Source organism: Rhizobacter sp. P5_C2 (assembly GCF_054049715.1).
In genome coordinates, this window is the sequence record NZ_JBFULV010000008.1 from 41,937 (window position 1) to 68,539 (window position 26,603).

Annotated in this window: 20 protein-coding genes and 1 tRNA gene; 8 read left to right on the plus strand and 13 right to left on the minus strand. The window is 69.4% G+C overall.

The genetic code is table 11. The annotated features are described in order from the left end of the window. Positions 1-466: 466 nt before the first annotated feature. A complete protein-coding gene (gene rtcR / locus ACXJLU_RS04460) occupies positions 467-2,071 on the minus strand; it encodes an RNA repair transcriptional activator RtcR (RefSeq protein WP_457329269.1) in 1,605 nt (534 codons plus the stop codon). Between the two features lie 356 nt (positions 2,072-2,427). On the opposite strand from rtcR, the gene ACXJLU_RS04465 reads away from it, so the two are divergent. The 5 genes from ACXJLU_RS04465 (at position 2,428) to rtcA (ending at position 7,591) form a co-directional block, all read left to right on the plus strand. Further along, positions 2,428-2,501: transfer RNA gene (locus ACXJLU_RS04465), tRNA-Asp, on the plus strand. A gap of 251 nt (positions 2,502-2,752) precedes the next feature. After that, positions 2,753-3,886, plus strand: coding sequence for a slipin family protein (locus tag ACXJLU_RS04470; RefSeq protein ID WP_457329324.1), 1,134 nt, complete (start codon positions 2,753-2,755; stop codon positions 3,884-3,886). Positions 3,887-3,921: 35 nt separating this feature from the next. Then, the gene (locus tag ACXJLU_RS04475) at positions 3,922-5,151 is read left to right on the plus strand and encodes an RtcB family protein (RefSeq protein WP_457329270.1); all 1,230 of its coding nucleotides are present in this window, start codon (positions 3,922-3,924) and stop codon (positions 5,149-5,151) included. 11 nt (positions 5,152-5,162) lie between these two features. After that, positions 5,163-6,551: a hypothetical protein gene (locus ACXJLU_RS04480; protein ID WP_457329271.1), complete on the plus strand. Its 1,389-nt coding sequence runs from the start codon at positions 5,163-5,165 to the stop codon at positions 6,549-6,551. Then, positions 6,548-7,591: an RNA 3'-terminal phosphate cyclase gene (rtcA, locus tag ACXJLU_RS04485; protein WP_457329272.1), complete on the plus strand. Its 1,044-nt coding sequence runs from the start codon at positions 6,548-6,550 to the stop codon at positions 7,589-7,591. The genes ACXJLU_RS04480 and rtcA overlap by 4 nt, the downstream gene beginning before the upstream one ends. 4 nt (positions 7,592-7,595) lie before the next feature. On the opposite strand, the gene ACXJLU_RS04490 is transcribed toward rtcA, so the two are convergent. Genes ACXJLU_RS04490 through ACXJLU_RS04510 form a run of 5 tightly spaced genes read right to left on the minus strand, consistent with a single transcriptional unit; the run spans position 7,596 to position 13,344 of the window. Then, positions 7,596-8,498 carry an ADP-ribosylglycohydrolase family protein gene (locus ACXJLU_RS04490; RefSeq protein WP_457329273.1) on the minus strand — a complete coding sequence of 301 codons (903 nt, stop codon included), beginning with the start codon at positions 8,496-8,498 and terminating at the stop codon, positions 7,596-7,598. Next, positions 8,495-9,586: a bifunctional nicotinamide-nucleotide adenylyltransferase/Nudix hydroxylase gene (locus ACXJLU_RS04495; RefSeq protein ID WP_457329274.1), complete on the minus strand. Its 1,092-nt coding sequence runs from the start codon at positions 9,584-9,586 to the stop codon at positions 8,495-8,497. Before ACXJLU_RS04495 ends, ACXJLU_RS04490 begins: the two co-directional genes overlap by 4 nt. Beyond that, positions 9,583-11,283 (minus strand): NAD+ synthase, encoded by a 1,701-nt coding sequence (locus tag ACXJLU_RS04500; protein WP_457329275.1) that lies wholly within the window; start codon positions 11,281-11,283, stop codon positions 9,583-9,585. Before ACXJLU_RS04500 ends, ACXJLU_RS04495 begins: the two co-directional genes overlap by 4 nt. Positions 11,284-11,293: 10 nt before the next feature. Next, a complete protein-coding gene (gene pncB / locus ACXJLU_RS04505) occupies positions 11,294-12,481 on the minus strand; it encodes a nicotinate phosphoribosyltransferase (RefSeq protein ID WP_457329276.1) in 1,188 nt (395 codons plus the stop codon). 8 nt (positions 12,482-12,489) lie between these two features. Beyond that, entirely contained in the window at positions 12,490-13,344 is an 855-nt protein-coding gene (locus ACXJLU_RS04510; RefSeq protein ID WP_457329277.1) for a cysteine hydrolase family protein, read from the minus strand. A 99-nt stretch (positions 13,345-13,443) separates the two neighbouring features. Here ACXJLU_RS04510 and ACXJLU_RS04515 point away from each other — a divergent pair, with 99 nt between their 5' ends. Next, the gene (locus tag ACXJLU_RS04515; protein ID WP_457329278.1) at positions 13,444-14,127 is read left to right on the plus strand and encodes an NUDIX hydrolase; all 684 of its coding nucleotides are present in this window, start codon (positions 13,444-13,446) and stop codon (positions 14,125-14,127) included. Here the strand turns inward: ACXJLU_RS04515 and fusA are convergent. Further along, complete coding sequence (gene fusA, locus ACXJLU_RS04520) at positions 14,124-16,154, minus strand: elongation factor G (protein WP_457329279.1); 2,031 nt, start codon at positions 16,152-16,154, stop codon at positions 14,124-14,126. The genes ACXJLU_RS04515 and fusA overlap by 4 nt on opposite strands. A gap of 422 nt (positions 16,155-16,576) precedes the next feature. Between fusA and ACXJLU_RS04525 the strand changes: the two genes are divergently transcribed. Continuing rightward, positions 16,577-17,314, plus strand: coding sequence for an NAD-dependent epimerase/dehydratase family protein (locus ACXJLU_RS04525; protein ID WP_457329280.1), 738 nt, complete (start codon positions 16,577-16,579; stop codon positions 17,312-17,314). Positions 17,315-17,699: 385 nt separating this feature from the next. On the opposite strand, the gene ACXJLU_RS04530 is transcribed toward ACXJLU_RS04525, so the two are convergent. After that, on the minus strand, positions 17,700-18,032 hold the full coding sequence (locus tag ACXJLU_RS04530; RefSeq protein WP_047503712.1) for a hypothetical protein: 333 nt from the start codon (positions 18,030-18,032) through the stop codon (positions 17,700-17,702). A 5-nt stretch (positions 18,033-18,037) separates the two neighbouring features. Continuing rightward, positions 18,038-19,033: a threonine ammonia-lyase gene (locus ACXJLU_RS04535; protein ID WP_457329281.1), complete on the minus strand. Its 996-nt coding sequence runs from the start codon at positions 19,031-19,033 to the stop codon at positions 18,038-18,040. Positions 19,034-19,091: 58 nt separating this feature from the next. On the opposite strand from ACXJLU_RS04535, the gene ACXJLU_RS04540 reads away from it, so the two are divergent. Next, positions 19,092-20,276, plus strand: a complete 1,185-nt coding sequence (locus tag ACXJLU_RS04540) for a class I SAM-dependent methyltransferase (RefSeq protein ID WP_457329282.1) — start codon at positions 19,092-19,094, stop codon at positions 20,274-20,276. A 20-nt stretch (positions 20,277-20,296) separates the two neighbouring features. Here ACXJLU_RS04540 and ACXJLU_RS04545 read toward each other — a convergent pair whose 3' ends face one another. The 4 genes from ACXJLU_RS04545 to queA form a co-directional block, all read right to left on the minus strand. Further along, entirely contained in the window at positions 20,297-21,892 is a 1,596-nt protein-coding gene (locus tag ACXJLU_RS04545; protein ID WP_457329283.1) for a GMC family oxidoreductase, read from the minus strand. Between the two features lie 17 nt (positions 21,893-21,909). Next, positions 21,910-24,228 carry a putative bifunctional diguanylate cyclase/phosphodiesterase gene (locus ACXJLU_RS04550; protein WP_457329284.1) on the minus strand — a complete coding sequence of 773 codons (2,319 nt, stop codon included), beginning with the start codon at positions 24,226-24,228 and terminating at the stop codon, positions 21,910-21,912. An 89-nt stretch (positions 24,229-24,317) separates the two neighbouring features. Then, positions 24,318-25,475 (minus strand): tRNA guanosine(34) transglycosylase Tgt, encoded by a 1,158-nt coding sequence (tgt, locus tag ACXJLU_RS04555; RefSeq protein WP_457329285.1) that lies wholly within the window; start codon positions 25,473-25,475, stop codon positions 24,318-24,320. Further along, entirely contained in the window at positions 25,462-26,562 is a 1,101-nt protein-coding gene (queA, locus tag ACXJLU_RS04560; RefSeq protein WP_457329287.1) for a tRNA preQ1(34) S-adenosylmethionine ribosyltransferase-isomerase QueA, read from the minus strand. Before queA ends, tgt begins: the two co-directional genes overlap by 14 nt. Between the last annotated feature and the right edge of the window lie 41 nt (positions 26,563-26,603).

The window sequence follows — 26,603 nt, forward strand, 5'->3', positions numbered from 1 at the left end:
GTGATCAGCCGCCACCTTCCCCGTCACCTGCAGCAAGCCGTCCGCGCATCGGGCGGGTGCTTCTGCATGGCGATGGGCAAGAAGGGTTACGGCAACGATCGACGGCATCCGGGAGAAGGCAGGGCGTAGGCCCACCCTTCGACTCTGTTCACAGAGGCCCGGATTCCGCGATGGATCCGGGCCTTTCTGCTTTTCGAGCCTGTTTTTTTGAATGCGCCACCCGCTCCACTTCGGGTGTGCCCTTGCCCTCCGCGACCGCACGAAATGGTGTTGGCGGCGCGGGATGTGCGCGGTCCGGACCCGGACCCCGTGCAGCGAGACACCACATCCGACGGGATGCTCGCGCTTGGACACAGCCGAAGTGCAGTGGATGCCACGGACCCCGGCCCTGAACGACATACCGCGCGGCGCGATGCGGCGCGGCCAGGGCCAGGGGGTTCGACTCCCCCGCCGCGGCATCAGGCTGTCACCCCGTCTCGACGACCCGGTCCCAGTGGAGTCCGTGCTTCGCGAGGTACTTGCGCAGCCGGTCGGCGTCGTTGACGACGCTGCGCTGCTGGCGCGAGACGTCGAACAGCTGTCGCCCCGCCTCCGACAGGTTGCGCGAACGGCGGCACATCTGCACGACGGCTTGCAGCTGCAGCCGGTCGAACAGGTCGAGTGCTGCGGCGGCATCGCCCAGCAAGGCATCGAGGTCGACGGCGTCGCTCGCCGGCGCATCGCTCGCATGGTGCTGCCACAGCCAGCGCAGCCGCTGCAGTTCGGCGTCGACCAGCGCCGACGAGATGCGCCCGCCGTCAGCGAGCGTCGCCAGCCGCGTGATGCTGGCCGACAGGTCGCGGAAGTTGCCGCGCCACAGCGCTTCGGGCGACTGCGCAAAGCGCAGGTACTGCAACCGGGCCTCGGCATTGAAGCGCACCGCGCGGCCGTTCTCGGCGGCCACACGCGCCAGCAGGTGCTCGACGTTCGGCTCGATGTCTTCCGGCCGCTGCGCGAGGCCCGGCAGCACGTAGCTCCACAGGTTGATGCGGGCGTACAGGTCTTCGCGAAAGCGCCCTTCGGACACGTCGATGCGCAGGTCGCGGTTCGTGCCGACCATCAGCTGGAAGTCGCTCGTGACCTCGCGGTCGCTGCCCATCGGGTAGAAGCGCTTCTCCTCCACCGCCTTCAGCAGCATCGCCTGCTCGTCCAGGCCCAGCTCGCCGATCTCGTCCAGGAACAGCACGCCGCCGTGCGCGCCGCGCAGCAGGCCGGCGCGGTCGGCGGCCGCGCCGGTGAACGCGCCCTTGCGGTGGCCGAACAGCGTGGAGGCGGCGCCGTCGCCGTGCAGCGTCGCGCAGTTGACCTCGACGAACTCGCCGCCGACCTGGTGGCGCGACTTTTTCAGCTCGAACATGCGCCGAGCCAGGTGCGACTTGCCGGCGCCGGTCGGTCCGGTCAGCAGGATCGGCGCGCGTGAGCGCACGGCCACGCGCTCGATCTCGTCGATCAGCGCGTTGAAGGCCTTGTTGCGCGTCGCGATGCCGTCCTTCAGGAACTCCACCGCGTCCTGCTGCTCCTGATGGAAGCGCTTCGCGAGCACGTCGTAGCGCGACAGGTCGAGGTCGATCAGCGTCAGGCTGCCGGGGTTGTCGTGCGTCTGCTTCTTCGGCGGTGCGGTCTGCAGCAGCACGCCCGGGATGAAGCGTGACTCGACCATCAGGAACATGCAGATCTGCGCGACGTGCGTGCCGGTGGTGATGTGGGCGCGGTACTGCTCGCGCTCGGTGTCGAACGGGTAGGCGCGCACCCAGTCGTAGAGCGCGCCGTACATCTCGCCGAAATCCCACGGGTCGGCCACGTCCATCGGGATCAGGTTGACCAGCGTCTCGGGCGAGACCGACGCGATGTCGCGCTGCAGCTGCTGCGCGAGGCCGACGTGGCGCGGCGTGTGGATCAGCTCGATGCGGTGGACGACGACGTCGGGCTGCTGCACCAGCGAGACGGTGGGACGCCACTTTTCCCAGCGGCCGGCGCCCTGGCCGGCATCGAGCTGGGTGCCGAGGAAGCCGATGACGACGGTTTGCTTCATGTTCTGGATTGCTAAGAGGCTAGCGGTGATTCTAGATTCCAGGTGTCCTGGTTCAAGCGTCCAGATTCTGTCGGACCTAGATGAATGAAGAAACTCGTTGTGCGACAAGCACTTGCCCCAAGACGCAGGCCGACGCCGACACGCTGGCACGGGCGCTGCAATGGAAGCGGTGTCCTGACGCAAACGAAGAGAGCAGTGGCCAGGGGTTGAGGCGAAGGCCTGCCCCGCTGGCGCAAGGGGTCCGGGGTGTCACAGCCCTGTCGGTGTCTTGCGTACCGCGCTTCGGGAACGTCGGGTGTGAGGGCAGTCAGGTGAACGCACGCAAGTCGCGCCGGGTTCGAGTCCCGGGCTGCCCACCATCTGTAGCTCAGCTTGGTAGAGCAACTCGTTGTCAGCGAGTCCGTCGCGGGTTCGACTCCCGCCAGGTAGACCGGCCGAAAGGCCATGGTGTTGCCGGGTCGAAAGACCCATGCCGAACGCGGAAGACAGCCGGCTTGTCCGGAACGATTCCGTCAGCAGCGGCGGCCCGCACTGGGAAACCGGTCGGCCCTTGCCCGCACCCCTCGCCACGGCCACGGTCGTGGCGAGCGTTGCGAGGCCAGCGGCCGGTGCGATCCCCGTCCGCCGACGCTGCTGTAACGGCACCTATTCGAAGAGAAGAAAGAGGAGAAGAAGATGTTGATGTTCGAGCGTGTGATGGTGAAGAAGAGCGAACGCGGCCTGCTGCTGCGCAACGGCGATTTCGAACGCGTGCTGGCGCCTGGGCGGCATTGGGTGTTCAAGGGGCTGGACCGCTTGCGCGTCGAGACCTTCGCGCTCGACCAGCCTGCGTTCACGCACGGCCTGGCCGACTACCTGATGGCCAAGGAGCCCGAGGTGGTCGCGGCCGAGTTCGTCAAGGTCGAGCTGTCGGAGACGCAGGTGGGCCTGCGCAGCGACAACGGCGTGCTGGTCGAGGTGCTCGCGCCCACCACGCGGCGCCTGTACTGGAAGGGCTTGGTGGAAGTGACGGTGGACGTGGTCGATGTTGCCGCCGGAGCCGAGTTGTCGCCCGCGCTGACCGCCCGCCTGGCCCAGACGCAGACGCGCGCCCGCGGCGTGTCCGGCCTGGCCGGCGTGCTGCAGGTGCAGGTCAATGAATTCTCGGCCGGCATCCTGTGGATCGACGGCAAGGTCGATCGCGTGCTGGGCTCCGGTTCGTATGCGTTCTGGAAGTTCAACCGCACGGTCTCGGTCGATCTGGTGGACCTGCGCCTGCAGGCGGTGGACGTGAGCGGCCAGGACATCCTGACGCGCGACAAGGTCAGCCTGCGCCTGAACCTGGCGGCCACCTACCGCATCACCGACGTGCTGAAGGCGTTCACGCAGTTGCAGAAGCCTGCCGAGCACCTGTACCGCGAGCTGCAGTTCGGCCTGCGCGCCGCGGTGGGAACCCGCAGCCTGGACGAGTTGCTGGAGAACAAGACGGTGATCGACGAGGTGGTGACCGGCCATGCGCGTGCCAAGCTCGCGGACTACGGCTTGGCGCTGGAGAGCGTCGGCGTGAAGGACATCGTGCTGCCCGGCGAGATGAAGACCATCCTGGCGCAGGTGGTCGAGGCGCAGAAGGCGGCCGAGGCCAACGTGATCCGCCGCCGCGAGGAAACGGCGGCCAGCCGCTCGCTGCTCAACACGGCCAAGGTGATGGAGGACAACCCCACCGCGCTGCGCCTGAAGGAGCTGGAGACGCTGGAGCGTGTGGCCGAGCGGATCGACAAGATCTCGGTGTTCAGCGGACTCGAAGGCGTGCTGAACGGGCTGGTGAAGCTGGCCTGACGGCCGATGACAGACAACGAGAGAGAGGAAGAAGAATGGAAACCCTGAAGAACTACGACACCGAAACCATCGAAGGCGGCGTGCCCGTCAAGATGTGGACCCGCGGCGTGCCGGTCGAAGCCGAGGCGCGCAAGCAGCTCGCGAACGCGGCCCGCCTGCCGGTCGTCTTCAAGCACATCGCGGCGATGCCCGACGTGCACCTGGGCATCGGCGCGACCGTCGGCTCGGTGATCCCGACGCTGCGCGCGATCATCCCGGCCGCGGTCGGCGTCGACATCGGCTGCGGGATGATGGCCTGCAAGACCACGCTGCGTGCGGAAGACCTGCCGGACAACCTGGGCCCGCTGCGCTCGGCCATCGAGCGCGCGGTGCCGCACGGCTCGACGCCGCGCCACCGCGGCCGCGACCAGGGCAGCTGGGAGAACCCGCCGGAGACCGTCGACCAGGTGTGGTCGACGCTCGTCGACGAGTTCGATGCCCTGTGCGAACTGCACCCGCGCCTGAAGAACACCAACAACCGCAAGCACCTGGGGACGCTGGGCGGCGGCAACCACTTCATCGAGGTCTGCCTCGACGAGGAGGGCGCTGTCTGGTTCATGCTGCACTCCGGTTCGCGCGGTGTCGGCAACGCGATCGGCACCCACTTCGTCGAACTGGCGAAGAAGGATGCCGAAGCGCAGCAGCGCAACCTGCCGGACCGGGACCTGGCGTACTTCGAGGAAGGTGCGCAGTACTTCGGCGACTACGTGCGCGGTGTCGGCTGGGCGCAGAAGTTCGCGGCGCGCAACCGCGAGGTGATGATGACCAACCTGATCGCCACGGTGCGCCAGGTGATCGCCAAGCCGTTCGAGACGCACGTCGAGGCCGTCAACTGCCACCACAACTACGTGCAGCAGGAACGCCACTTCGGTGAAGACGTGTTCGTCACCCGCAAGGGAGCGGTCAGCGCGAAGCGCGGCCAGATGGGGATCATCCCCGGCAGCATGGGTGCGCGCAGCTTCATCGTGCGCGGCCTCGGCAACCCGGAGAGTTTCGACAGCTGCAGCCACGGCGCCGGCCGCGTGATGAGCCGCACGAAGGCGAAGAAGCTGTTCAGCGTGGCCGACCAGGTGAAGGCGACCGAGGGCGTCGAGTGCCGCAAGGATGCCGACGTCATCGACGAGATCCCGATGGCCTACAAGGACATCGACGCGGTGATGGAAGCACAGAAGGACCTCGTGGAGGTCGTGCACACGCTGAAGCAGGTGGTGTGCGTGAAGGGATAGGGAGAAGGAGCATGAACACCTGGTTGAGCCGATGGCTCGGAAAGCCCGCCGAGAGCGCGAATGGCGTCGAGGCGTGGCTGGCCGCAGCCGCGTCGCCGGATGGCTTCGAGCGGCAGGCGGCGGTCGAGGCGTTGGCGGCCAGCGACGACCCGCGCGCGCTGCGCATGCTGCTGGTGCGGGCCAACGACTGGGTCGCGCCGGTGCGGCAGGCCGCGGGGCAGGCCGTGCTGGCGTGGCTGGACGAGCGCCGCCTGGAAGGCTGGCGGCAGGCGCTTCCGGCATTGCTGCGGCTGCGCGAGGCGCGCCGCGTCGACCACGGTGAGCTGCTGCGGGCGATCGAGGACTTTCTGTCGACGCCGGGGTACTTGGCGCGTGTGGGCGTCGGCGTGCCGGCCTCCGAACGGGAGGCCGGGCGCTTCCTGTTCATGCTGAGCGCGAAGACCTGTCGCGGCGACGATGAAGGCCGTGCCGTGCTGATGGACGGCCTGCGTTCGGGCGACGTGCTGCTTGCCCGCATCGCGGTGCAGCGCGCCGCGGCGCTGCCGAACGGGCCTGCCCGCTTGCAGCTGCTGCACGAGGCCTGCCGTGGCCGTTTTGCCGATGTGCGAGTGGCGGGCCTGCGGGCGTTGTCGGCGGGCGCGGAAGGCGTCGAGCCGGCGCTGCTGCAGGTGCTGTGCTTCGACCGCAGCGCGGCCGTGCGCGAGCTGGCCGTGGCGGCGGCATCGCCCGCGCTGCGTGCCGAGGTCGATCAGCGTGCGTTGGCCGGTGTGCCGGATGCATCGCTGTCGGCCCGCCTGCGCGTCGTGATGCTGCGGCTGCTGCGTGCACGTCAGCACCCTGATCACCCGGCGTTGTGCCGGGCGATGAGCAGTGCGAGTGCCGTTGCATTGCGGGTCGCGGCCTACGAAGGGTGGATGGCCGAGCCGGGTACCGACCTGCCGATGCTGATCGAACGCACACTGCTCGACGCGTCGCCGCGCGTGCAGCGGCTGGCCGTCAAGGCCGTCGTTCGCGGCGCGCCGGCACCGTCGGCCGAACGTGCGCGGCAGTTGGTCGAAGCACTCGGGACGCTGCATGCGATGCGCATCGCACAGCAGCTGATGGGCCGTGCGTCGCCGTGGGACCGTGCGTGGTTCCTGCTGACCACGTTGGCCGACGGCACGCTGCCGGAACCCGCTTGGCAGCTCGTGACCCAGGGCCTGCGGGCCTGGCTCGCCGACATGAACCGCTGTTTCGTCGCGCCCACGCCCGTGCAGCGGGGCAGCGTGGCGGCGGCCTGGCGCGACGCGCAGGCCGGCATCGCCGAGCCGCTGCACGCGGCAGTGCGGTTCCAGCTCGGGTCCTTCGGGATCCCGCTTGATCGCACGGTGGAACAAGACAACAACAAGGAATCACGATGATCGAACTCGACGGCGCCAGCGGGGAGGGTGGTGGCCAGATCCTGCGCAGCGCGCTGGGGCTCGCGATGTGCACCGGCCAAAGTGTCGCGCTGCACGACATCCGCGCGCGCCGGCCCAAGCCGGGCCTGATGCGCCAGCACTTGGCCTGCGTGCAGGCGGCGCAGGCCGTCAGCGGGGCGCGGGTGCAGGGTGCGGAGGCCGGCTCGACCTCGCTGGTCTTCGAGCCCGGCGCGGTGTGCGCCGGCGACCATGTCTTCAGCGTCGGCACGGCCGGCAGCGCCACGCTGGTGCTGCAGACCGTCTGGCCGGCGCTGATGCTGGCCAATGGAACGAGCCGGTTGACGTTGAGCGGCGGCACGCACAACCCGATGGCGCCGCCGTTCCACTTCATCGAGCGTTGCTACGCGCCGCTGTTGCAGCGCCTGGGCGCAGGCAGCCGACTGCAGTTGCGCCGCCACGGGTTCTTTCCGGCGGGCGGCGGCGAGTTCGTCGCCGAGATCCTGCCGGCCGTCGGCGGGCTGCAGCCGTTCGACCTGCTGGAACGCGGTGCCCTGCTCGCGGCCCATGCGGAAGCGCTGGCCGCGGCAATTCCGCGCAGCGTCGCCTCACGCGAGCTCGCGATCCTGCAGCGCGAGCTCGGCTGGCCCGACGACGCGTTGCAGGTGCCGGTGTTGCGCCAGAACGAGGGTCCCGGCAATGCGCTGATGGCGACGCTGGCCCACGAGCACGTGACCGAGCTGGCGATCAGCTTCGGCGAGCGTGGCCGCAGCGCCGAAGACGTTGCGCTGTCGCTCGCGGCGGAGCTGCGCGCCTACCAGGCCGGCACCGGCGCGCTCGGCCCGCATCTGGCCGACCAGTGGGTGCTGCCGCTCGCGCTCGCGGTGTGGCGCAGCGGCCGGCCGGCGAGCTTCAGCTGCACCGAGTTGACGGAACACGCGCGGACCAACTTCGCGGTGATCGAGCGCTTCTTGCCGCTGCGCATCGTGACCGACGGTGTCGAGGGGCACTGGCGTGTCACGGTCACGTCGCTGGGCGCGTGACGGCTCAGCGCCGCAGCGCGTCCGCCAGCTTCTCGATCTCGGCCCGCTGGTGCAGCCGCACCAGCCAGCGCGCCGGGATGCCGGATTTGCCATAGTGCGCGCCGGCGAGCTGGCCGACGATCGCGGCCGTGGTGTCGGCATCGTCACCAAGGTTGGCGGCGCGCAGCACGGCGGCCTCGAAGCTGTCGGTCTGCGCGAAGCACCACAGCGCGGCCTCGAGCGACGCGACGCAGTAGCCGGTGCCGGCGATCTGCGATTCCCGCTTGTGCAGGTACTCGCGGGCCGCGATGGCCTGCACCTTCGGCATCGTCGGTGCCGCGAGCCGGCTCGACAGGATCGCGTCCTTCGGGTGGCCATCCAGCGCGTGGCACAGCAGCTCGGCAAAGAGCGTGCAGCACTCCAGCGCCTCGGTGGCCGCGTGCGTGGTGGCCGAACTGCGGCGGGCCAGGTCCATCGCAGCGGCCATGTCCGGGTGGCCGAACAGCACCGCCGGCGCGAGCCGCATCAGCGAGCCGTTGCCGGCGCTCATCGGATCGGTGGAGCCAGCGAGCGGGTTGCGGGTCTGCAGGTAGCGCTGCAGCGCGGCCGAGACGGTGATGCCGATGTCGAAGCAGGCGCCGGTCGAACTCAGGTAGCCGTGGTGCCACCAGTTCACGTAGCGGTTCATCTGGTCCTCGGCATCGAAGCCGCGCCGTTCGACCAGGCTGGTCGCCAGGCACAGCGCCATCGAGGTGTCGTCGGTCCACTCGCCGGCCTTCAGGCCGAACGGACCGCCGCCGACCATGTCGGTGATCGGCTCGAAGCTGCCGCGGCGGCGGAACTCCAGCGTGGTGCCGACCGCATCGCCGCAGGCCAGCCCGAGCAGGCAGCCGCGGTAGCGGTCGAGCAGGGCGGCTTCTTCCCTCATCGCGGCGTCAGTCCCAGGAAGTGGTCGAGCATGTGGAAGTGGTCGTCGAGGAACTGGTCCTCGAGCGCGGGCAGCTCGCCGATCGGCGTCCACAGCGCGGCGGCCGCGTCGTCGCCGGCCACCACCTCCGGCAGCTCGCGTCCGCCGAGGTCGAAGTGGTGGGCGTGCGTGATCGTGCGGCCGCGCTGGCTGCGGTCGGGGTGGTCGAACACCGCGGTCTCGCGCAGGCACTGGCGCATGCTGGCGTCGAGCAGGTGCAGCTGGGTTTCTTCGCGCAGCTCGCGCAGGGCCGACTGGTAAGCAGTCTCACGTTGCTCGATGAAGCCGCCCGGCACTGCGTACAGGCCCTTGCCGGGCGCCTGGCCGCGGCGCACCAGCAGCACGCGGCCGGCGCACTGCACGATCGCATCGACGGTGACGAAGACCGGCGGGTACGGCGAGGCGGCCCACGACGCGCGGTAGGCTTTCAACATCTGCCACTCGGCCGTCAGCGCGCCGAACAGCGGCAGCCGCGACCAGGCGCGCAGGAAGCCGAGCGTCGTCGATGGTGCCTGGCCGACCAGCGCGGCGAGCGTCGCGTCGACATCGTCCGGCGCGCACGCGAAGAACGCGTCGCGCAGCGCGGTGCCGTCCGCGGCCGTCACGCGCTCGACGCTGTGCAGCCGCCAGCCGGGGAAGCCCTGCAGGTACTCGCTGGTCGCGTCCTTGAAATGCCCGACGACACCGATCGAGCCGAGCCGCGGATCGGCGTGCTTGGCGATCAGCGCCTGCACGCCTTCGTGCACCGCCTTCAGCCAGCGCGTCTCGTCGTAGTAGTCGCGCACCGGCAGGAAATCGATGCGGCCGCGCTCGTCTTCGGGCACTGCGAGCCGGATCATCTCGGCCCGCTCTTCCCAGCTGAACGGGTTCTTCGGCGAGCGCGCCTGGTGCGCCGAGCCGATCACGACGATGACCCGCGGCGCGATCGCCAGCGCCTGGTTCAGCAGCGCCAGGTGGCCGTTGTGGAACGGCTGGAAGCGGCCGATGTACACCGCGGTGTCGTGGTGCTGCCCCGGCGTGGCCGGCTGGTGGGACGGAATGGTTCTCATGGGATGAAGGCCGCGATGGGCATCTGCCGGCCGCTGCCGAAGGCACGGGGGCGGACGCGGATGATGGGGGGCGCCYGGCGCCGCTTGTATTCGTTGCGGGCGATCATGCGCCGCACCCGCTCGACCAGCGCACGGCCTTCGTCACTGCGTTGCAGTTGCGTGACGAACGCATCGGCTTGGGCGCGCTCGCGCGGCGCGAGCCGGTCTCCTTCGATCAAGAGCTTCAACACCTCGTCGAGCACCTCGTAGGGTGGCAGGCTGTCGGTGTCCTTCTGGCCGGGCGCGAGCTCCGCCGACGGCGGCTTGTCGATGATGGCCACCGGGATGATCTCGCGGCCGGCCGCCTCATTCAGGTGGCGCGACAGCGCGAACACCTCCGTCTTGTACAGGTCGCCGATCAGCCCGAGGCCGCCGTTGGTGTCGCCGTACAGCGTGCAGTAGCCGACCGAGATCTCCGACTTGTTGCCGGTCGTCAGCAGCAGGTGGCCGAAGCTGTTCGAGTAGGCCATCAGCGCGGTGCCGCGGATGCGCGCCTGCAGGTTCTCGTGCGGCAGGCCTTGCAGCGGCTTGCCGAAGCTGCGCTCGAACTGCGTGCCGTAGCCGTTGACCAGCTCGGCGATCGGGTGCGTGAACAGCTCGATGCCGAGATTGCGGCACAGCGTGACCGAGTCGTCGACCGAGCCGGCCGACGAGTAGTGCGATGGCATCGTCACCGCGCTGACGTTGTGCGGCCCGAGCGCCTGCGCGGCGAGTGCCAGCGTCAACGCGCTGTCGATGCCGCCCGACGAGCCGACCACCGCCTGCCTGAAGCCGCAGCGCCGTGCGTAGTCGGTCAGGCCGAGCACGATCTGCGCCTGGTAGAACGCCATCGTCGGCAGGCCGGCGGCCGGCACCGGCGGCGGCGCGTTGCCATCAAGCGTCAGGAAGCGGCCGTGCTCGAAGCGCAGCGTCGTCACGTCCTCGACGAAGCGCCGGGCCTCGTACACCACCCGGCCGTCGGCCTCGGTCGCGAACGACGCACCGTCGAACACCAGCTGGTCGTGGCCGCCGATCTGGTTGACGTACAGGATCGGCAGCCGGTGGCGGCGGCTCGCGTCGCCGAAGATCTGGTGCCGCTGCTCGCGCTTGCCGATCTCCGACGGGCTGGCGTTGATCGAGACCACCAGGTCGGGCGCGGCGTCGCGCATGCGCTCGAACGGGTTGACCGCGTAATCACCGGCCACGTCGTTCCAGCCGTCCTCGCAGATCAGCATGCCGACCTGCGTGTCGCCGATGCGCAGCACCTTCGCGACATCCGGCCCGGGCTCGAAGTGGCGGCGCTCGTCGAAGATGTTGTAGGTGGGCAGCAGCTGCTTGGCGTAGCGCAGCACGATCTCGCCGGCATGCAGCACCAGCAGCATGTTGTGCAGCCGCTTGCCGGGGCCGTCGCGCCGCAGCGGTGCGCCGACCACCCAGTGCAGCCCGGGCAGCTCGCGCGAGGCCTGCAGCAAGGCCTCGAGCCCGGCGTCGACGCGCTGCAGGAAGCCGGGTTCCTCCAGCAGGTCGGCCGGGTGGTAGCCGGTCAGGCCGAGTTCGGTGAAGACGATTAGCTCGGCGCCCTGCGTGCCGGCCTGCCGGGCCGCGGCGATCATCTTCGCGACATTGCCGTCGATGTCGCCGAGGGTCGGGTTCAGCTGCGCGATCGTGATTCTCAGCATGCGCGCTCCATCAGGTGGGGACGTTGAAGACCTGGCGCAGGTACGCGAGGAAGGTCTGGTCGTCGCACAGCGTCTTGCCGGGGCTGTCGGACAGCTTGGCGACCGGCTGGCCGTTGCAGCGGGTCAGCTTCATCACGATGTTCAGCGGCGTCAGGCCGACGTCGTTCGACAGGCTGGTGCCGATGCCGAAGCCGGTCTGCGTGCGGTCGGCAAAATGACGATAGAGCTCGAGGGCCGTTTCGATGGTCAGGCCATCGGAGAACACCAGCCGCTTCGTGTGCGGGTCGATGCGCAGCTTCGCGTAGTGGGCCAGCGCCTTCTCGCCCCACACGACCGGGTCGCCGGAATCGTGGCGCAGCCCGTCGAACAGCTTCGCGAAGTAGAGGTCGAAGTCGGCGATGAAGGCGTCCATGCCGACCACGTCGGTCAGCGCGACGCCCAGGTCGCCGCGATACTCCTGCACCCATTCCTCGAGCGCGGCCTTCTGCGAATCGCGCAGCCGCACGCCGAGCGCCTGGAAGGTCTGCAGGTACTCGTGCGCCATCGTGCCGATCGGCACCAGGCCGAGCTCCTTCGCGAGCAGCACGTTGGAGCTGCCGCGGAAGTACTCGGGCAAGGCCTCCTTCAGCGTCGAGACGACCTCGCGCTGCCACGCGCCGCTGTAGCGCCGACGCACGCCGAAGTCGAAGAACTCGAACGGGTTGCGGCGCGGCGGCTCGGCGCCGAAGGCACGCAGCGTCGCGATCTTCGCCTGCAGTCGCTCGCGGCCGGCGGCGAGCGCGGCGGCGGCATCGAAGCGGCGGAAGTACAGCTCGTTGACGATGGCCAGCACGAAGATCTCGAAGGCCATCACGTGGACCTGCGGGCCGTTCGCGATGATCTGCAGCGTGTCGCCGTCGGCCCGGGCGGTGATGAAGACGCGCTGGAACTGGAAGATGCGCAGGAAGTCGACGAAGTCCGACTTGATGAAGCGCAACGCGCCGAGGTAGGCGAGTTCGTCTTCGGTGAAGCGCAGCGCGCACAGGTGGTCGAGCTCGCGGTTCACGTCGCCGAGCAGCTCGGCCAGAGGGTACGCCGGCGCGTTGCGGCAGACGAAGCTGTATTCGGCCTGCGTCTGCGGGTGCCGGTGCAGCATGGTCTGCCACATCGTGAACTTGTAGAGATCGGTCTCCAGCAGGCTGTGGATGACGGGTGGCATGGTGGCTTTCAAGTCAGGCGGCGAAGGACCTCGCCGCTGGTCGCGAGTTGAACACCGCGGGCGCGCATCGCGTCGAGAAACCCTTGCTGCTGCGCCTCGAAACCGCCGACCGGGCTCAGGCAGTCGGTCAGCAGCACGACGCGTTCCAGCCGCCCACCGGGCAGGTGGTCGACCACGTGCTCGGTGGTGGCCTTCACGCAATGGCTGCCGGCCTCGCCGGCGATCAGCAACAGGTCGGCGCGGTCCAGGCGCTCGATCAGGGCCTGGTTGAGCTGGGTGTCGGGATCGGCCGCATCGGGCACCTCGGCCTGCACCGCGCTGTAGTGCTCGGTCCACGGGTTCTCGCCCTTGGTGACCATCTCGACCGCTGCGAGCCGGCGCTCTTCCCAGCTGTTGCAGGCGGCGCGCACGTCGGCATGAATGTTGTGACCCCAGCTGCCGATCTCGCAGTGCACCGGCCAGACCATCAGCGTGTAGCGGCCTCGGGCTTCGAGTTCATCGAGGTAGGCGAGGGTGCGCGGCAGCGCGGCGGCATCGCGCGGGCGGAACGCGCCGTCGCGCACTTGCTGCGCGGTGATCGGCGTGAACGGGCCGACCGCGCTGCCGTCGCGTTGTTGCCAGAAGGTCGGGTGGGCGATGTCGACGCGGTGGTGGGAATCGAGCGTCACGGTGATGTCGGTGATCGCATCGCCGGCCTGGCGGATGAAGCCGGCCAGGCGCTGCATGTCGGCATGGGCGCCGCTGACCGGCAGCGCGGGGGCGACCGGTTGGCCGGTCAGCGGATCGATGGGCCGCCAGGTGGCGGGCAGGTCGCAGAAATCGTTCTGCGGGTCGATGATCAGAAGCTGGGTTCGCAGGTTCATCGCAGGCTTTCGTCTTGAACGTGACGGTACTCTAGACGAGTTAGATCAACATTGCAACTAACTAGCGGGTTGCCGGACGGTGGCCCTAACATCGAGCCCATGGCCGCCGACTCCTACCCACCCGTCATCTGCACCGTCGACGTGGTGCTGCTGACGCTGCGCGATGATGCCTTGCACGTGGTGCTGCACAAGCGCGACCGCGAGCCCTTCCGCGGGGCGCTCGCGCTGCCCGGCGGCTACGTGCACCAGCAGGAGGACCAGGGCGCGGAGGATGCCGCGATGCGGGTGCTGCGCGACAAGGCCGGCATCGCGAGCCCGTACCTGGAGCAGCTCGCGACCTTGTCCGGCCCCGGGCGGGATCCGCGCGGCTGGTCGGTGTCGATCGCGTACTACGCACTGGTGCCGCTGCAGCTGGTGCCGGTCGATGCGGCGCACCTGCGCGTGCTGCCGGCCGACCGGCTGCCGACGCTGCCGTTCGATCACGGGCGCATCGTCGAGCTGGCGGTGTCGCGGGTGCGGGTGAAGAGCCACTACTCGTCGCTGCCGGTGCACCTGTGCGGCGAGCGCTTCACGCTGCCGCAGCTGCAGGCGGTGTACGAGGCGGTGCTCGGCGAGCCGGTCAACAAGGTGAGCTTTCGCCGCAAGATGGACGAGCTCGCGATGCTGGAGCCGATCGACGGTGAACTGGAGCTGGGTCGGGCCAACCGGCCGGCCCAGCTGTACCGCGTGCGCCGGGAATTCCGGCGCACGCTGTCCCTCAGCGAACGCGGGCTGGGGACTTAGGCGGCGAGCAACTCGGCTTGCAGCGGCGCCGGCACTTCGGCGTAGTGGCTGAACTGCATCGAGTACTGCGCACGCCCGGACGAGAGCGCCCGCAGGCTGCCGATGTAGCCGAACATCTCCTTCAGCGGCACGTGCGCTTCCAGCGCCGTCGCGTTGCCGCGCGGATGCTGGGCGCGCACGTGGCCGCGCCGGCGGTGCAGGTCGCCGATGCTGTCGCCGAGGTAGTCGGCCGGCGTGACGACTTCCACCGCCATCACCGGTTCGAGCACCACCGGCGCCGCGCGTGCGACGCCGTCGCGGAAGGCCGCAACCGCCGCCAGTTCGAACGCCAGCACCGACGAGTCGCGCTCGTGGAAGCTGCCGTCGAGCAGCGTGATCTCGATGTCGACCACCGGGTAGCCTGCCAGCACGCCGGTCTCGGCCGCGCGCTTCACGCCGGACTCGACGCCCGGAATGAACTCGCGCGGGATCGCGCCGCCGGTCACCTGGTTCACGAAGCGCAGGCCGTCGCCGCGCGCCAGCGGCGCGATGCGCAGCGTCACGCCGGCGAACTGCCCGGGGCCGCCGCTCTGCTTCTTGTGCACATGGCTCACCTCGACCGTGCGCGTGACCGTCTCGCGGTAGGCGACCTGCGGCCGGCCCACCGTCACCTCGACACGATGGCGCGTGCGCAGCTTCTCCAGCGTCACCTCGAGCTGCAGCTCGCCCATGCCGGACAGCAGGGTCTGGCCGGATTCGGCGTCCTGGCGGATGCGCAGGCTCGGGTCTTCCTTGGCGAGCGCGGCCAGTGCCTTGCCGAGCTGCTGCTGGTCGACCTGCGTGCGCGGCTCCACCGCGATGTGGATCACCGGTTCCGGAATCGAGATGCTCTCCAGCACGACCGGATGGCGCTTGTCGGCGAGCGTGTGGCCGGTCGTCGTGTCCTTCAGGCCCACGAGCGCACCGATGTCTCCCGCCTCGAGGGCCGGGACTTCCACATGCTTGTCGGCATGCACTTCATACAGCCGCGCCACGCGTTCGGTGCGGCCGGTGCTGGCGTTGAGCACGCTGTCGCCGGGCCGCAGGCGGCCGCGGTACACGCGCACGAAGACCATCGCGCCGTGGTCGTCGGAGACGACCTTGAACGCGAGCGCGGCCAGCGGGCCGTCGGCGTCCGATTCGGGTTGGCCTTCGGTCGCGACGTCGCCGGGAGCCGGCAGGTAGTCGATGACGGCATCCAGCAGCGGCTCGATGCCGCGGTTGCGGAACGCCGAGCCGGCCAGCACCGGCACGAAGGCGCCCGCCAGCGTGCCGGCGCGCAGGCCCGCACGCAGCTGCTCGACCGACGGCTCGTCGCCTTGCAGCCAGGCCTGCAGCAGCGCGTCGTCGCGCTCGACCACGGCCTCGACGAGGCGGGCGCGGGCGATCGTCGCCTGCGCCTGCAGGTCGTCGGGGATCGCTTCGATGAGCGGCGGCTGGCTCGCATCGGCGGCCGGCCAGACCAGCGCGCGCCGGCCGAGCAGGTCCACGACGCCGCGGAACGAGTCCTCGGCGCCGATCGGCAGTTGCAGCGGCAGCGCGGTCACGCCCAGGCGCGACTCCATCATCTGCACGACGCGGGTGAAGTCGGCACCCACTCGGTCGAGCTTGTTGATGAAGGCGAGGCGGGGCACGCGGTACTTGTCGGCGAGGCGCCAGTTGGTCTCGGTCTGCGGCTCGACGCCGGCGACGCCGTCGAACACGACGACCGCGCCGTCGAGCACGCGCAGCGAGCGGTTCACCTCGATGTTGAAATCGATGTGTCCGGGCGTGTCGATCAGGTTGATCTGCGCACCGTTCCAGAACACGGTGGTGGCCGCGCTGTTGATGGTGATGCCACGCGCCCGCTCCTGCGGGTCGTAGTCCATCACGGTGTTGCCATCGTTCACATCACCGATGCGGTGATTCGCACCGGTGTAGAACAGGATGCGTTCGGTGGTGGTGGTCTTGCCGGCGTCGACGTGGGCGATGACGCCGATGTTGCGCAGGAGGCGGGTGTTGCGGTTCATGACGAATCTTTCAAACTGGGGCTGTTCTTGCCAGCCCAAGCGAAGATTCGCGGTGGGCTAGCCCGTAACTTGCATGGCTGGGGTGGTGTCGACGGACACGCCAAAGGACGAGCGCAAGCCTCCCGTGCTTTGGCGGTCTTGAATCGTGGCGATCAACTTGTCGTAGGTGCGCATGGCAGTAACGTGCAGACTGAAAAGCAGAAACCCCGGGGGCAGTGCCGACCGGGGTTTCTGGGACCGGAAGGCGCAGGGCCTTCCGATGGTGGGGAAGACCTTGAACTACACGACGAACAGCAACACGTCGCCACGCGACGGTGCTGCTTGCGAGATGGCTTCAAGGTTCTTCAACATGGCCGCGATTGTCCTCCCGCTGCAGAGCACCTGTTGCCGGTGGGGCTTCCGCTTTGGTGTGGAATGAGTTCATGACTTCCACGAAGATTCTTCTTGCCGGTGCGACGGGTGTCGTCGGTCGCCGGCTCATCCCGCTGCTGGTCGGCGGTGGCTACAACGTGTTCGGCACGACGCGCAGCCAGGCGAAGGCAGCGTCGATCATGGCCGCGGGCGCCGAGCCGATCGTGCTCGACGTGTTCGATGCGGCTGCGGTGCGCGCGACGATGCTGCGCCTGAAGCCGGACGTGATCGTGCACCAGGTGACCGACCTGGCGCTGCTGAACGATGCGGCGACGCGCGACGAAGCGCTGGCCCGCAACGCGCGGCTGCGGATCGAGGGCACGCAGAACCTGGTCGATGCGGCGCTTGCGTGTGGAGCGAAGCGGATGGTGGCGCAGAGCATCGCGTGGGTGTATGCCGCGGGGCGCGAGCCGCATGCCGAGAACGATCCGCTGGACCTGAAGGCGGAAGGGGCGCGGGCGCACACGGTGGAAGCGGTTGCGACCCTGGAGCGCCTGGTGACGCAATCCCCGGGTCTCGACGGCGTGGTGTTGCGCTATGGCCAGTTCTACGGGCCGGGGACCGGGGTCGAGACGGCCGCGGGCAAGCCGTCTGCATTGCATGTGGACGCTGCGGCGTATGCGGCGTTGCTGGCGGTTGATCGCGGCGCGCCGGGCATCTACAACGTCGCTGAGCCGAGCTGGCAGATCACGGGTGACAAGGTGCGGCGCGAGCTCGGCTGGGATGCCGCGTTTCGTCTCCGGAGCTGACGGTTTTCGCGCGAGCAAAGGCGCGGGTGGGGAGGGGGAAAAGACTGAACAGACGGACAAGCGCGCCGACGCTCGCATGCTCAACCGTCTGTTCGGTCTTTTCCCCCAACAAGAGCGGGTGGTGTTGAGCGTCGCGGCGGGTGGCGGGAGGGGCTGGGGGCGATTTCTGGGGCGACGAAGAAGATCGGCTTCGGGGGTGGCGTGCGCAGCACGCTTCGTGGACTGACTCATCGGCACTGTTTGACCACAACGAACGAAGTGAGTGGCGGGAGTTTGCCGATGCACCCCCGAAGCCGATCTTCTTCGTGGAGTCGGCCCCCGGGCCGACCGCCCCGGCATGAGTCCCCAGCCCCTTCCGCCACCCGCCGCGATGCGACGCGACGCGCTACGCCTGCCAGACTCCGAACCCGGCCTCCCGCAGCGCAATCCCCAGCTCCACTTCCATGTCCCGCGCCCCGTCGTACGGCATCGGGTTGTAGACCTCGTACAGCTTCGGCAGCAACCGCAGCCCATAAGTCGTGACGAAGCGATTGGCCTGGATGCCGGCCTTGTGCTTGTCGAAGCGCACGTCCGGGTCCAGGCCGGTCATGCCGACGTAGACGAAGGGCTTGCCCAGCTGGTAGTCGGGGTTCGCCTTGCGGAAGCTCGGCTCGTTCCACACCTGATCGGCCAGCTCCACCACGTAGACGCTGTAGTGATGCTTCGGCCGCCGCGGCATGCTCGTCAGGCCGGCTTGCCGCGCGCCACCAGTTCGGCGTGGCGGGCGGCGTCGATGTTGCTGCCGCACATGACCAGGCCGACGCGGCGGCCATCGAGTCGCTCCTTCAGCGGGCCGAACAGCGCGGCCACCGCCGCGGCCGGCGCCGGCTCGACCGCGAGCTTCATGTCGATGAACAGATCGTGCATGCCGCGGCACAGGTCGTCGTCTGACACGCGGACGATCTCATCGACGAAGCGACGGCACACGTCGAAGCTGTACGCGAGTGCGTACGGCGCGCCCAGGCTGTCGGCGATCGTGTCGACCGCGTCGAGCTTCACCGGTTCGCCGGCCTGGAAGCTGCGGTACATCGCATCCGCACCCAGCGGCTCGACCCCATAGACGCGGCAGTCCGGATTGATCTGCTTGACGGCCGCGGCGATGCCCGAGATCAAGCCGCCACCGCCGACCGGCACCACCACCGCGTCGAGCTGCGGTACCTGCTGCATGAACTCCAGCCCGACCGTCGCGGTGCCGAGCGACGTCAGCGGGCCGTCGAACGGGTGGATCATCGTGCGGCCCTCGTCGGCCACCAGCGCTTGCGCGCCTGCAAAGGCCTCGTGCACGTTGGCCACCAGCACGACCTTTGCGCCGAAGCCCTCGCAGGTGGCGATGCGCAACGGGCTCGCGTGCTTCGGCATCACGACCGTCGCGCTGGTGCCGGCGATGCGTGCCGCGTACGCCGCGGCGATCGCATGGTTGCCGGCACTGGCGGCAACGATGCCGCGTTGCTTCGCGTCGGCGTCGAGCGCCTCGATGCAGTTCAGCGCGCCGCGCAGCTTGAAGCTGCCGGTGGTCTGCCAGAGCTCGAGCTTCAGCCAGACCTCGGTCGACGGCGCGAGCCGGGTCGCGGCGGCACCGGTCTGCCAGCGCCACACCGGCGTGGCGAGCACCTTGCCGGCCAGGCGGTCGGCGGTGGCGCGGATGTCATCCAGAGAAGGGAAGGGCGTATCGGGGTTCATGGAGACGGATTGTCCGCGCAAGCGATGCGGTGGCCGAGGGCCCGGGATAATGCGGCGGATGACGAGCAGCACGAGCGACGGCGACAAGTTTTTCAAGCGGCTGGCCGACAGCCTGGACGAGCACAGCTTCGTCAAGCTGGTGCTGGCCAAGTACCGCGGGCCCGAGCCCGACCTGCTGCGCGCCACGGTGCGCCGCATCCAGGTGCGCGACGCCGACACGCTCAGCTTCGTCTACACCCACCGCACCCGCGACGTGACCAAGAACATGCCGCTCGCCGATGGCCTGCAGAGCCTGCGCGAGCGCGCCACCGAGCTGTTCGGCCACCTGCACCTGATGACGCGCGCCGAAGACGTGCAGCTGATGGTCAGCAAGAAAGGCCAGCAGACGCTGCGCGTGGCCGCCGTCGAGCACGAGGCCGACGACGCGGCCACCGGTCATGACCGCGAGAAGCACCGCTTCGTCGACCTGGCCCGCCCGTTCCTGACCGACCTCGGCGTCACCACCCCGCAGCACCAGCTGGTGCCGGCGATGGCGCGCAAGTGGAAGCAGATCAACAAGTTCGTCGAGGTGCTCGACAGCGCGCTGAAGGCCTCGCCGCTGCGCGACGCGAAAGAGGTGAGGGTGCTCGACTTCGGCGCCGGCAAGGGCTACCTGACCTTCGCGATGCACGAGTACCTGCACGCAACGCGCGGCATGAACGCCCACGTCACCGGTGTCGAGCTGCGCGAGGACATGGTGCGCCTGTGCAACGCGGCCGCGCAGCGCAACGGCATGGCGGGGCTCACGTTCCGCCACGGCGACGTGCGCACGCATGCGCGCGAGCCGGTCGACGTGATGATCGCGCTGCACGCCTGCGACATCGCCACCGACTACGCGATCGACATGGGCATCCGCGCCGGCGCGTCCATCATCATGTGCTCGCCGTGCTGCCACAAGCAGATCCGCCCGCAGCTGCTGAGCCCGCACCCTCTGCGGCCGATCCTGCAGCACGGCATCCACCTTGGCCAGGAAGCCGAGATGCTGACCGACGGCCTGCGCGCGCTGCTGCTCGACTCGCAGGGCTACGACACGCAGGTGTTCGAGTTCGTCGCGCTCGAGCACACCAGCAAGAACAAGATGATCCTCGCGGTCAAGCGGACCCAGCCCAGGCCGGCCGACGAGGTGCTGRCGCAGATCCGCGAGATCAAGGCCTTCTACGGCATCCGCGAGCACTGCCTCGAGACACTGCTCGCCGCGGCCTGAATCTGCCGCAGCCTGACCGCTCAGGCGGCGGCCAGGATCAGGTCGGCCGCCTTCTCGGCGATCATGATCGTCGGCGCGTTGGTGTTGCCGCCGATCAGCGTCGGCATCACCGAGGCGTCGACCACGCGCAGCCCCTGCAGCCCGTGCACGCGCAGCGCCGCATCGACCACCGCCAGCGCATCGCCTCCCATCCGGCAGGTGCCGCTCGGGTGGTAGATGGTGTCGGCGCGGTTGCGGATCACCTCGCGGATCTCATGGTCGCTCGCGACGCCCGGCGTGAACAGGTCGCGCTTCAGGCGTGACGCGATCGCCGGCGCCTGCAACAGGCGCTGCGTCAGCTTCCAGCCCTCGACCAGCACCTCCAGGTCGTCGGGATCGTCGAAGTACTTCGGATCGATCAGCGGCACGTCGCGGATGTCACCGCTTTGCACCAGCACCGTGCCGCGGCTGCGCGGGCGCAGCAGGCAGACGTGGCACGACAGCCCGTGCCGCAGGTGCAGCTTGCGCGCATGGTCGTCGACCAGCGCGACGACGAAGTGCAGCTGCACGTCGGGTGCCGGCGAATCGGGCGACACGCGCAGGAAGCCGCCGCCCTCGGCGAAGTTGCTGGTCAACAGGCCGCGGCGCTCGCGCCGGTAGCGGCCGTACTCGCGCAGCGCGTTGAGGCTGCCGGCTGGCGAGAAGCCGAACAGCGCGGTGTCGGGCACGCGGTAGCCGAACGTGAAGTCGACGTGGTCCTGCAGGTTGCGGCCGACGCCGGGCAGGTGGTGCTTCAGGTGGATGCCGGTGCGCTGCAGGAAGGCGCCATCGCCGACGCCCGACACCTGCAGCAGCTGCGGCGTCTGCAGCGCGCCGGCGCACAGGATCACCTCGCGGCGCGCCATCAGGCGCTCGACGTGCCGGCCGCGCGCCATCTCGATGCCGATGGCGCGCTTGCCGTCGAACAGCACCCGCAGCGTCTGCGCCTTCGTCAGCACGTGCAGGTTGTCGCGGCTGTCCATCACCGGGTGCAGGTAGGCGCGCGCGGCACTCCAGCGCTCGCCGCGGTGCTGCGTGACCTGGTAGATGCCGATGCCGTCCTGGCTCGCGCCGTTGAAGTCGTCGTTGATCGGGAAGCCGGCCTCGCGTGCCGCCTGCAGCCAGACCTGCTGCCACGGGTTCGCGCTGCGCAGTTCGCTGACGTGCAGCGGGCCGCCCTGGCCATGGAACTCGTCGTGCAGGCGCTCGTTGTTCTCGGCCTTCTTGAAGTAGGGCAGCACCTCGTCGTAGGACCAGCCCGCGTTGCCGAGCGCGGCCCAGTGGTCGTAGTCGCTGCGGTGGCCGCGGGTGTAGATCATCGCGTTGATGGCCGACGAGCCGCCCAGCGCCTTGCCGCGCGGCTGGTAGCCGCGGCGGCCGTTCAGTCCGGGCTGCGGCACGGTCTCGAAGGCCCAGTTGTTGAGCCGCGTCGGCAGCATCGTGACGGCACCGACCGGCATGTTGATCAGCGCGCCGCGTCCATCGCCGCCGGCCTCGATCAACGCGACCGTGGTCGCCGGGTCGGCGCTGAGGCGGTTCGCGAGCACGCAGCCGGCCGAGCCGCCGCCGACGATCAGGTAATCGACCTCTCCCGTCACGCTGTCTCCCGTGTTCCTCAAATGAGGCTGTGGCCGAATTGTGGCGGCCCGGGCAGCATCAGGTCCTCGATCGACGGCAGCCCGCCGAGCAGCATCGGCGTCCAGTGCTCGGCCGGTGCCGGCGCGTGGAACAGGAAGCCCTGGTAGGCGTCGACGCCCAGCATCTGCAGGAAGCGCAGCTGCGCGCCGCGCTCGACGCCTTCGGCGACCACCTGCAGGTGCAGGTTGTTGGCCAGCGTGACGATCGATCGCACGATGCGCTCGCGCCGCGCGTTGCCCGGCAGGTCGAGCAGGAAGCTGCGGTCGATCTTCAGCACGTCGATCGGCAGGTCGGCGAGCTTGGACAGCGACGAATACCCGGTGCCGAAGTCGTCGATCGAGATCTTGAACGACCATTCGCGCAGCAGCTTCAGCTGCGCGAGCGCGCGCTCGGGCCGCTCGGCGAGGAAGGTCTCGGTGACCTCGAGGTCGAGCGCGCCGACCGGCACGTCGTAGCGGCCGACCGCGGCCAGCACCGTCTCGAACAGGTTGTCGCGGTCGAGGTCGCGCGCCGACAGGTTCACCGCGACGCGCGGCGCCTGCGCCCCGGCCGCCATCCACAGCGCGAGCTGCCGGCACACCTCGTCGAGGATGTAGTCGGTGATGCGCGACACGCAGCCCATCTGCTCGGCCACCGGCACGAACTCGGCCGGCGACACCGCGCCGAGCGCCGGGCTGTTCCAGCGCACCAGCGCCTCGAAGCCGAGCAACTGGCCGTTCGAGCGCACCTGCGGCTGGTAGACGACGTGCAGCTCGCGGTCGTCGATCGCACGCTCCAGCGCCGATTCGATCGCGATGCGGCGGCTGACCGCGCGCTCGCTGATCGGCGTGCCGACCTCGTCGGCGCTCGCGCCCTCGCGCGACAGCTCCATCGCGACGCCGCTGCGGTGCATCACCTCGGCGGCCTGCGCGCTGTCGATCGGGAACAGCGCGGCGCCCACCGCCAGCTCGACCAGCACGTGGCCGCTGCCGACCTGCAGCTGCTGCGGCAGCGCGCGGCGCAGCCGCGTGACGGCCATCGTGGCCTGCACCGCCGGCACCGGCGGCAGCGCGATGCTCAGCATCGAACCGCGGGTGCGGGCGATGTAGCTGTCCTTGCCGCCGGCCTCGCGCAGCGCGTTCGCGAACGCGACGATGAACTGGTTGCCCTGCGCCATGCCGAAGCGCGCATTGACCTGGCGCAGCGAGCCGAGCCCGCACGACACCACCGGGATCACCATGCCGGGCAGCAGCATCGCGCGCTGGCGATCGAGCCACTGCGCCATGCCTTCCGGGCGCGGCAGGCCGGTGACGACGTCGTGCGACGCCAGGTACTCGGCTTCGGCCTGGCTGCGCACCAGGTTGCGCTGCAGCTCGCGCAGCTCGGTCACGTCCTGGAAGCTCACCGCGAAGTGGCGGTCGCCGCAGGCGAAGCGGTTGCGCACCACCAGCCGGCGCTGCGCGCGGCCCTCGCCGGCCAGCCATTCGGTGCCGGCGTCGAAGCTCGGGACAGCGCTACCCTCCGGGGCGGTCGAACGCAGCCAGCGGGACAGCGGCTGGTCGTCGAACCCGCTGCCGGCGAGCTGCGCGAACAGCCGGTTGCCGCGCCGCACGCGGCCGTCGTCGCGGCACACGACGACGGCGGTGCCCTGGTTCTCGAACAGGTCCTCGTACAGGTCCTGCATGCGCTGCGCGTGTTCTCGCGAATGCGTGGCCGCGCTCAGGATGCGGAACACCGCAAGCGGCAGGCAGAAGTTGAAGAAGGTGAAGAGCAGGCCGTGGATGTACAGCGGCGAGGTGTTGAGCGTGACGTCGAGCCCGAACAGGTTGGGCATCACGAAGCCGGAGGCCGCGAGGCCGAACGGCACCAGGTTCAGCGCCATCAGCGCCAGCGCGAGCCGGTAGCCGCGCAGCAGCCCGGCCAGCAGCGGGGCCGAATAGCAGAACACGTAGCCGAGGCGCTGCACCTCGGGGATGCGCACGCAGGTGGCGATCACCAGGCCGGCGGCGTAGACGATGACGATCAGTCCGTTGCTGGCCAGCCGCTGGTGCTGCGTCGACCAGCGGATCGCTGCCAGCAGCGCGACGTAGAACGCGATGACGATGACGAGGATGTAGTAGACGCCGCGCTGCAGCCCGATCCACGAGCTGTGCAGCGCGATCGCCGCTTCGAGCGTGATGCCGCTGAGCAGGACGATGCGCAGCGCGCTCAGTTGAACGCGGCTGTCGGTGTCCTGGGATGGGCGGCCTGGCAACTGCAGGAAGGCGTGCAAGGACGCCCACAGGCGCTCACCCGTCGAGATCAATCGGCGGAGCATCGGGTCGGGCTGACGTGGCTGCTATCTGGCAAAGCTGCTGAGTGTGCCCGTCGCTGGTGCACACGCGACGGCGGCGAGCGTGAACGACTTCACGGCAGGGTAGCCGGTTCCGGGATCGGCCCCGGGCCGCGTGCGCGGTCGGCGGCGAACTGCTTCGTGAACTCGGCGAAGCGGCCGGCGTCGAGCGCGTCGCGCACCTCGCGCATCAGGTTCAGGTAGTAGTGCAGGTTGTGGATGGTGGTGAGCATCGGCCCGAGCATCTCGCCGCAGCGGTCGAGATGGTGCAGGTAGGCGCGGCTGAAGCCCTTGCAAGTGTGGCAGCTGCAGGTTTCATCGATCGGGCGCTCGTCGGTGCGGTAGCGGGCGTTGCGCAGGCGCAGGTCGCCGAAGCGGGTGAACAGGTGGCCGTTGCGCGCGTTGCGGGTCGGCATCACGCAGTCGAACATGTCGACGCCGGCGGCGACGCCCTCGACCAGGTCTTCCGGCGTGCCGACGCCCATCAGGTAGCGCGGCTTGTGGGCCGGCAGCCGGTGCGGCGTGTGGGCCATGATGCGCTGCATCTCGGCCTTGGGCTCGCCGACGCTGACGCCGCCGATCGCGTAGCCGGGCAGGTCGAGTTCGACCAGCGACGCGAGCGATTCCTCGCGCAGGTTCTCGAACATGCCGCCCTGCACGATGCCGAACAGCGCGTTCGGGTTCTCGTTGCGCTGGAACTCGGCCAGGCAGCGGCGCGCCCAGCGCAGGCTGAGCTCCATCGAGACGCGGGCCTCGCGCTCGGTCGTCAGGTGGCCCTTGCTTTCGTAGGGCGTGCACTCGTCGAACTGCATCACGATGTCGCTGTTCAGCGCGCGCTGGATCTGCATGCTGATCTCGGGCGTCAGGAACAGCTTGTCGCCGTTGACGGGGGAGGCGAAGCGCACGCCTTCCTCGCTGATCTTGCGCATGTCGCCGAGCGACCAGACCTGGAAGCCGCCGCTGTCGGTCAGGATGGGCTTGGTCCAGCCTTCGAAGCGGTGCAGCCCGCCGAACTGGCGCAGGATGTCGACGCCCGGGCGCAGCCACAGGTGGAAGGTGTTGCCGAGGATGATCTGCGCGCCCATCTCTTCGAGCGATTGCGGCATCACGCCCTTGACGGTGCCGTAGGTGCCCACCGGCATGAAGATCGGGGTCTCGACGACGCCATGGTTCAGCGTCAGGCGGCCGCGGCGCGCGCGGCCTTCGGTCTTGAGGAGGTCAAACTGGAGCATGGGGGGATTGTCCGGCAACGGAAGAGGTGGGGCGCTCCAGCAGCATCGCATCCCCATAGCTGAAGAACCGATACCCCTGCGCGATCGCATGCCGGTACAGCGCCATCACGTGCTCGTAGCCGGCGAACGCGCTGACCAGCATCAGCAGCGTGCTCTTCGGCAGGTGGAAATTGGTGACCAGCACGTCGACGACGCGGAACCTGAAGCCGGGCGTGATGAAGATGTCGGTGTCGCGGCTGCCGGCCTGCAGCACGCCGCCGCGCGCGGCCGATTCCAGCGCGCGCAGCGTCGTCGTGCCGACCGACACCACCCGCCCGCCGGCCGCGTGCGTGCGCGCGATCGCGTCGACCGTGGCCTGCGGCACCTCGAACCATTCGCTGTGCATCGTGTGCTCGGCGATGTTCTCGCTGCGCACCGGCTGGAAGGTGCCGGCGCCGACATGCAGCGTGACGCTCGCGCTGCCCACACCGCGCTCGCGCAGCGCCGCCAGCACGCCTTCGTCGAAATGCAGTGCGGCGGTCGGCGCGGCGGCGGCGCCCGGCCGCGCGGCGAACACCGTCTGGTAGCGCCGCTCGTCGTCGGCCTCGTCGGCATGCGTGATGTACGGCGGCAGCGGCACATGGCCGTGCCGCTCCAGCAATGCCAGCGGGTCGGATGGGAAGCGCAGGTGGAACAGGCTGCCGTCCGGCCCGCCGCGGCCCAGCACCTCGGCATCGAAGGCGTCGGCGAAGCGCACCGTCTGGCCCGGCTTCGGCGACTTGCTGGCGCGCAGGTGCATCAGCAGCTCGTTGCCGGGCAGCAGCCGCTCGACCAATGCCTCGACCGCGCCGCCGCTGGCCTTGGCGCCGTACAGCCGGGCCTTGATCACGCGCGTGTCGTTGAAGACGAGCAGGTCGCCCGGTTGCAGCAGCGCGGGCAGCTCGCGGAAGATGCGGTCGACCGGCGGTGCGGTGCGGCCGTCGAGCAAGCGCGACGCGCTGCGTTCGGCGGCCGGGTGCTGCGCGATCAGTTCGGGCGGCAGTGCGAAGTCGAAATCGCTCAGCGTGAAGTGGCGAGAGGTAGGGAAAGGAACGGAATCGGACGACATGGCATGCAGGCTGGACCGGCCTGACGAAGATCTGCAGGGGA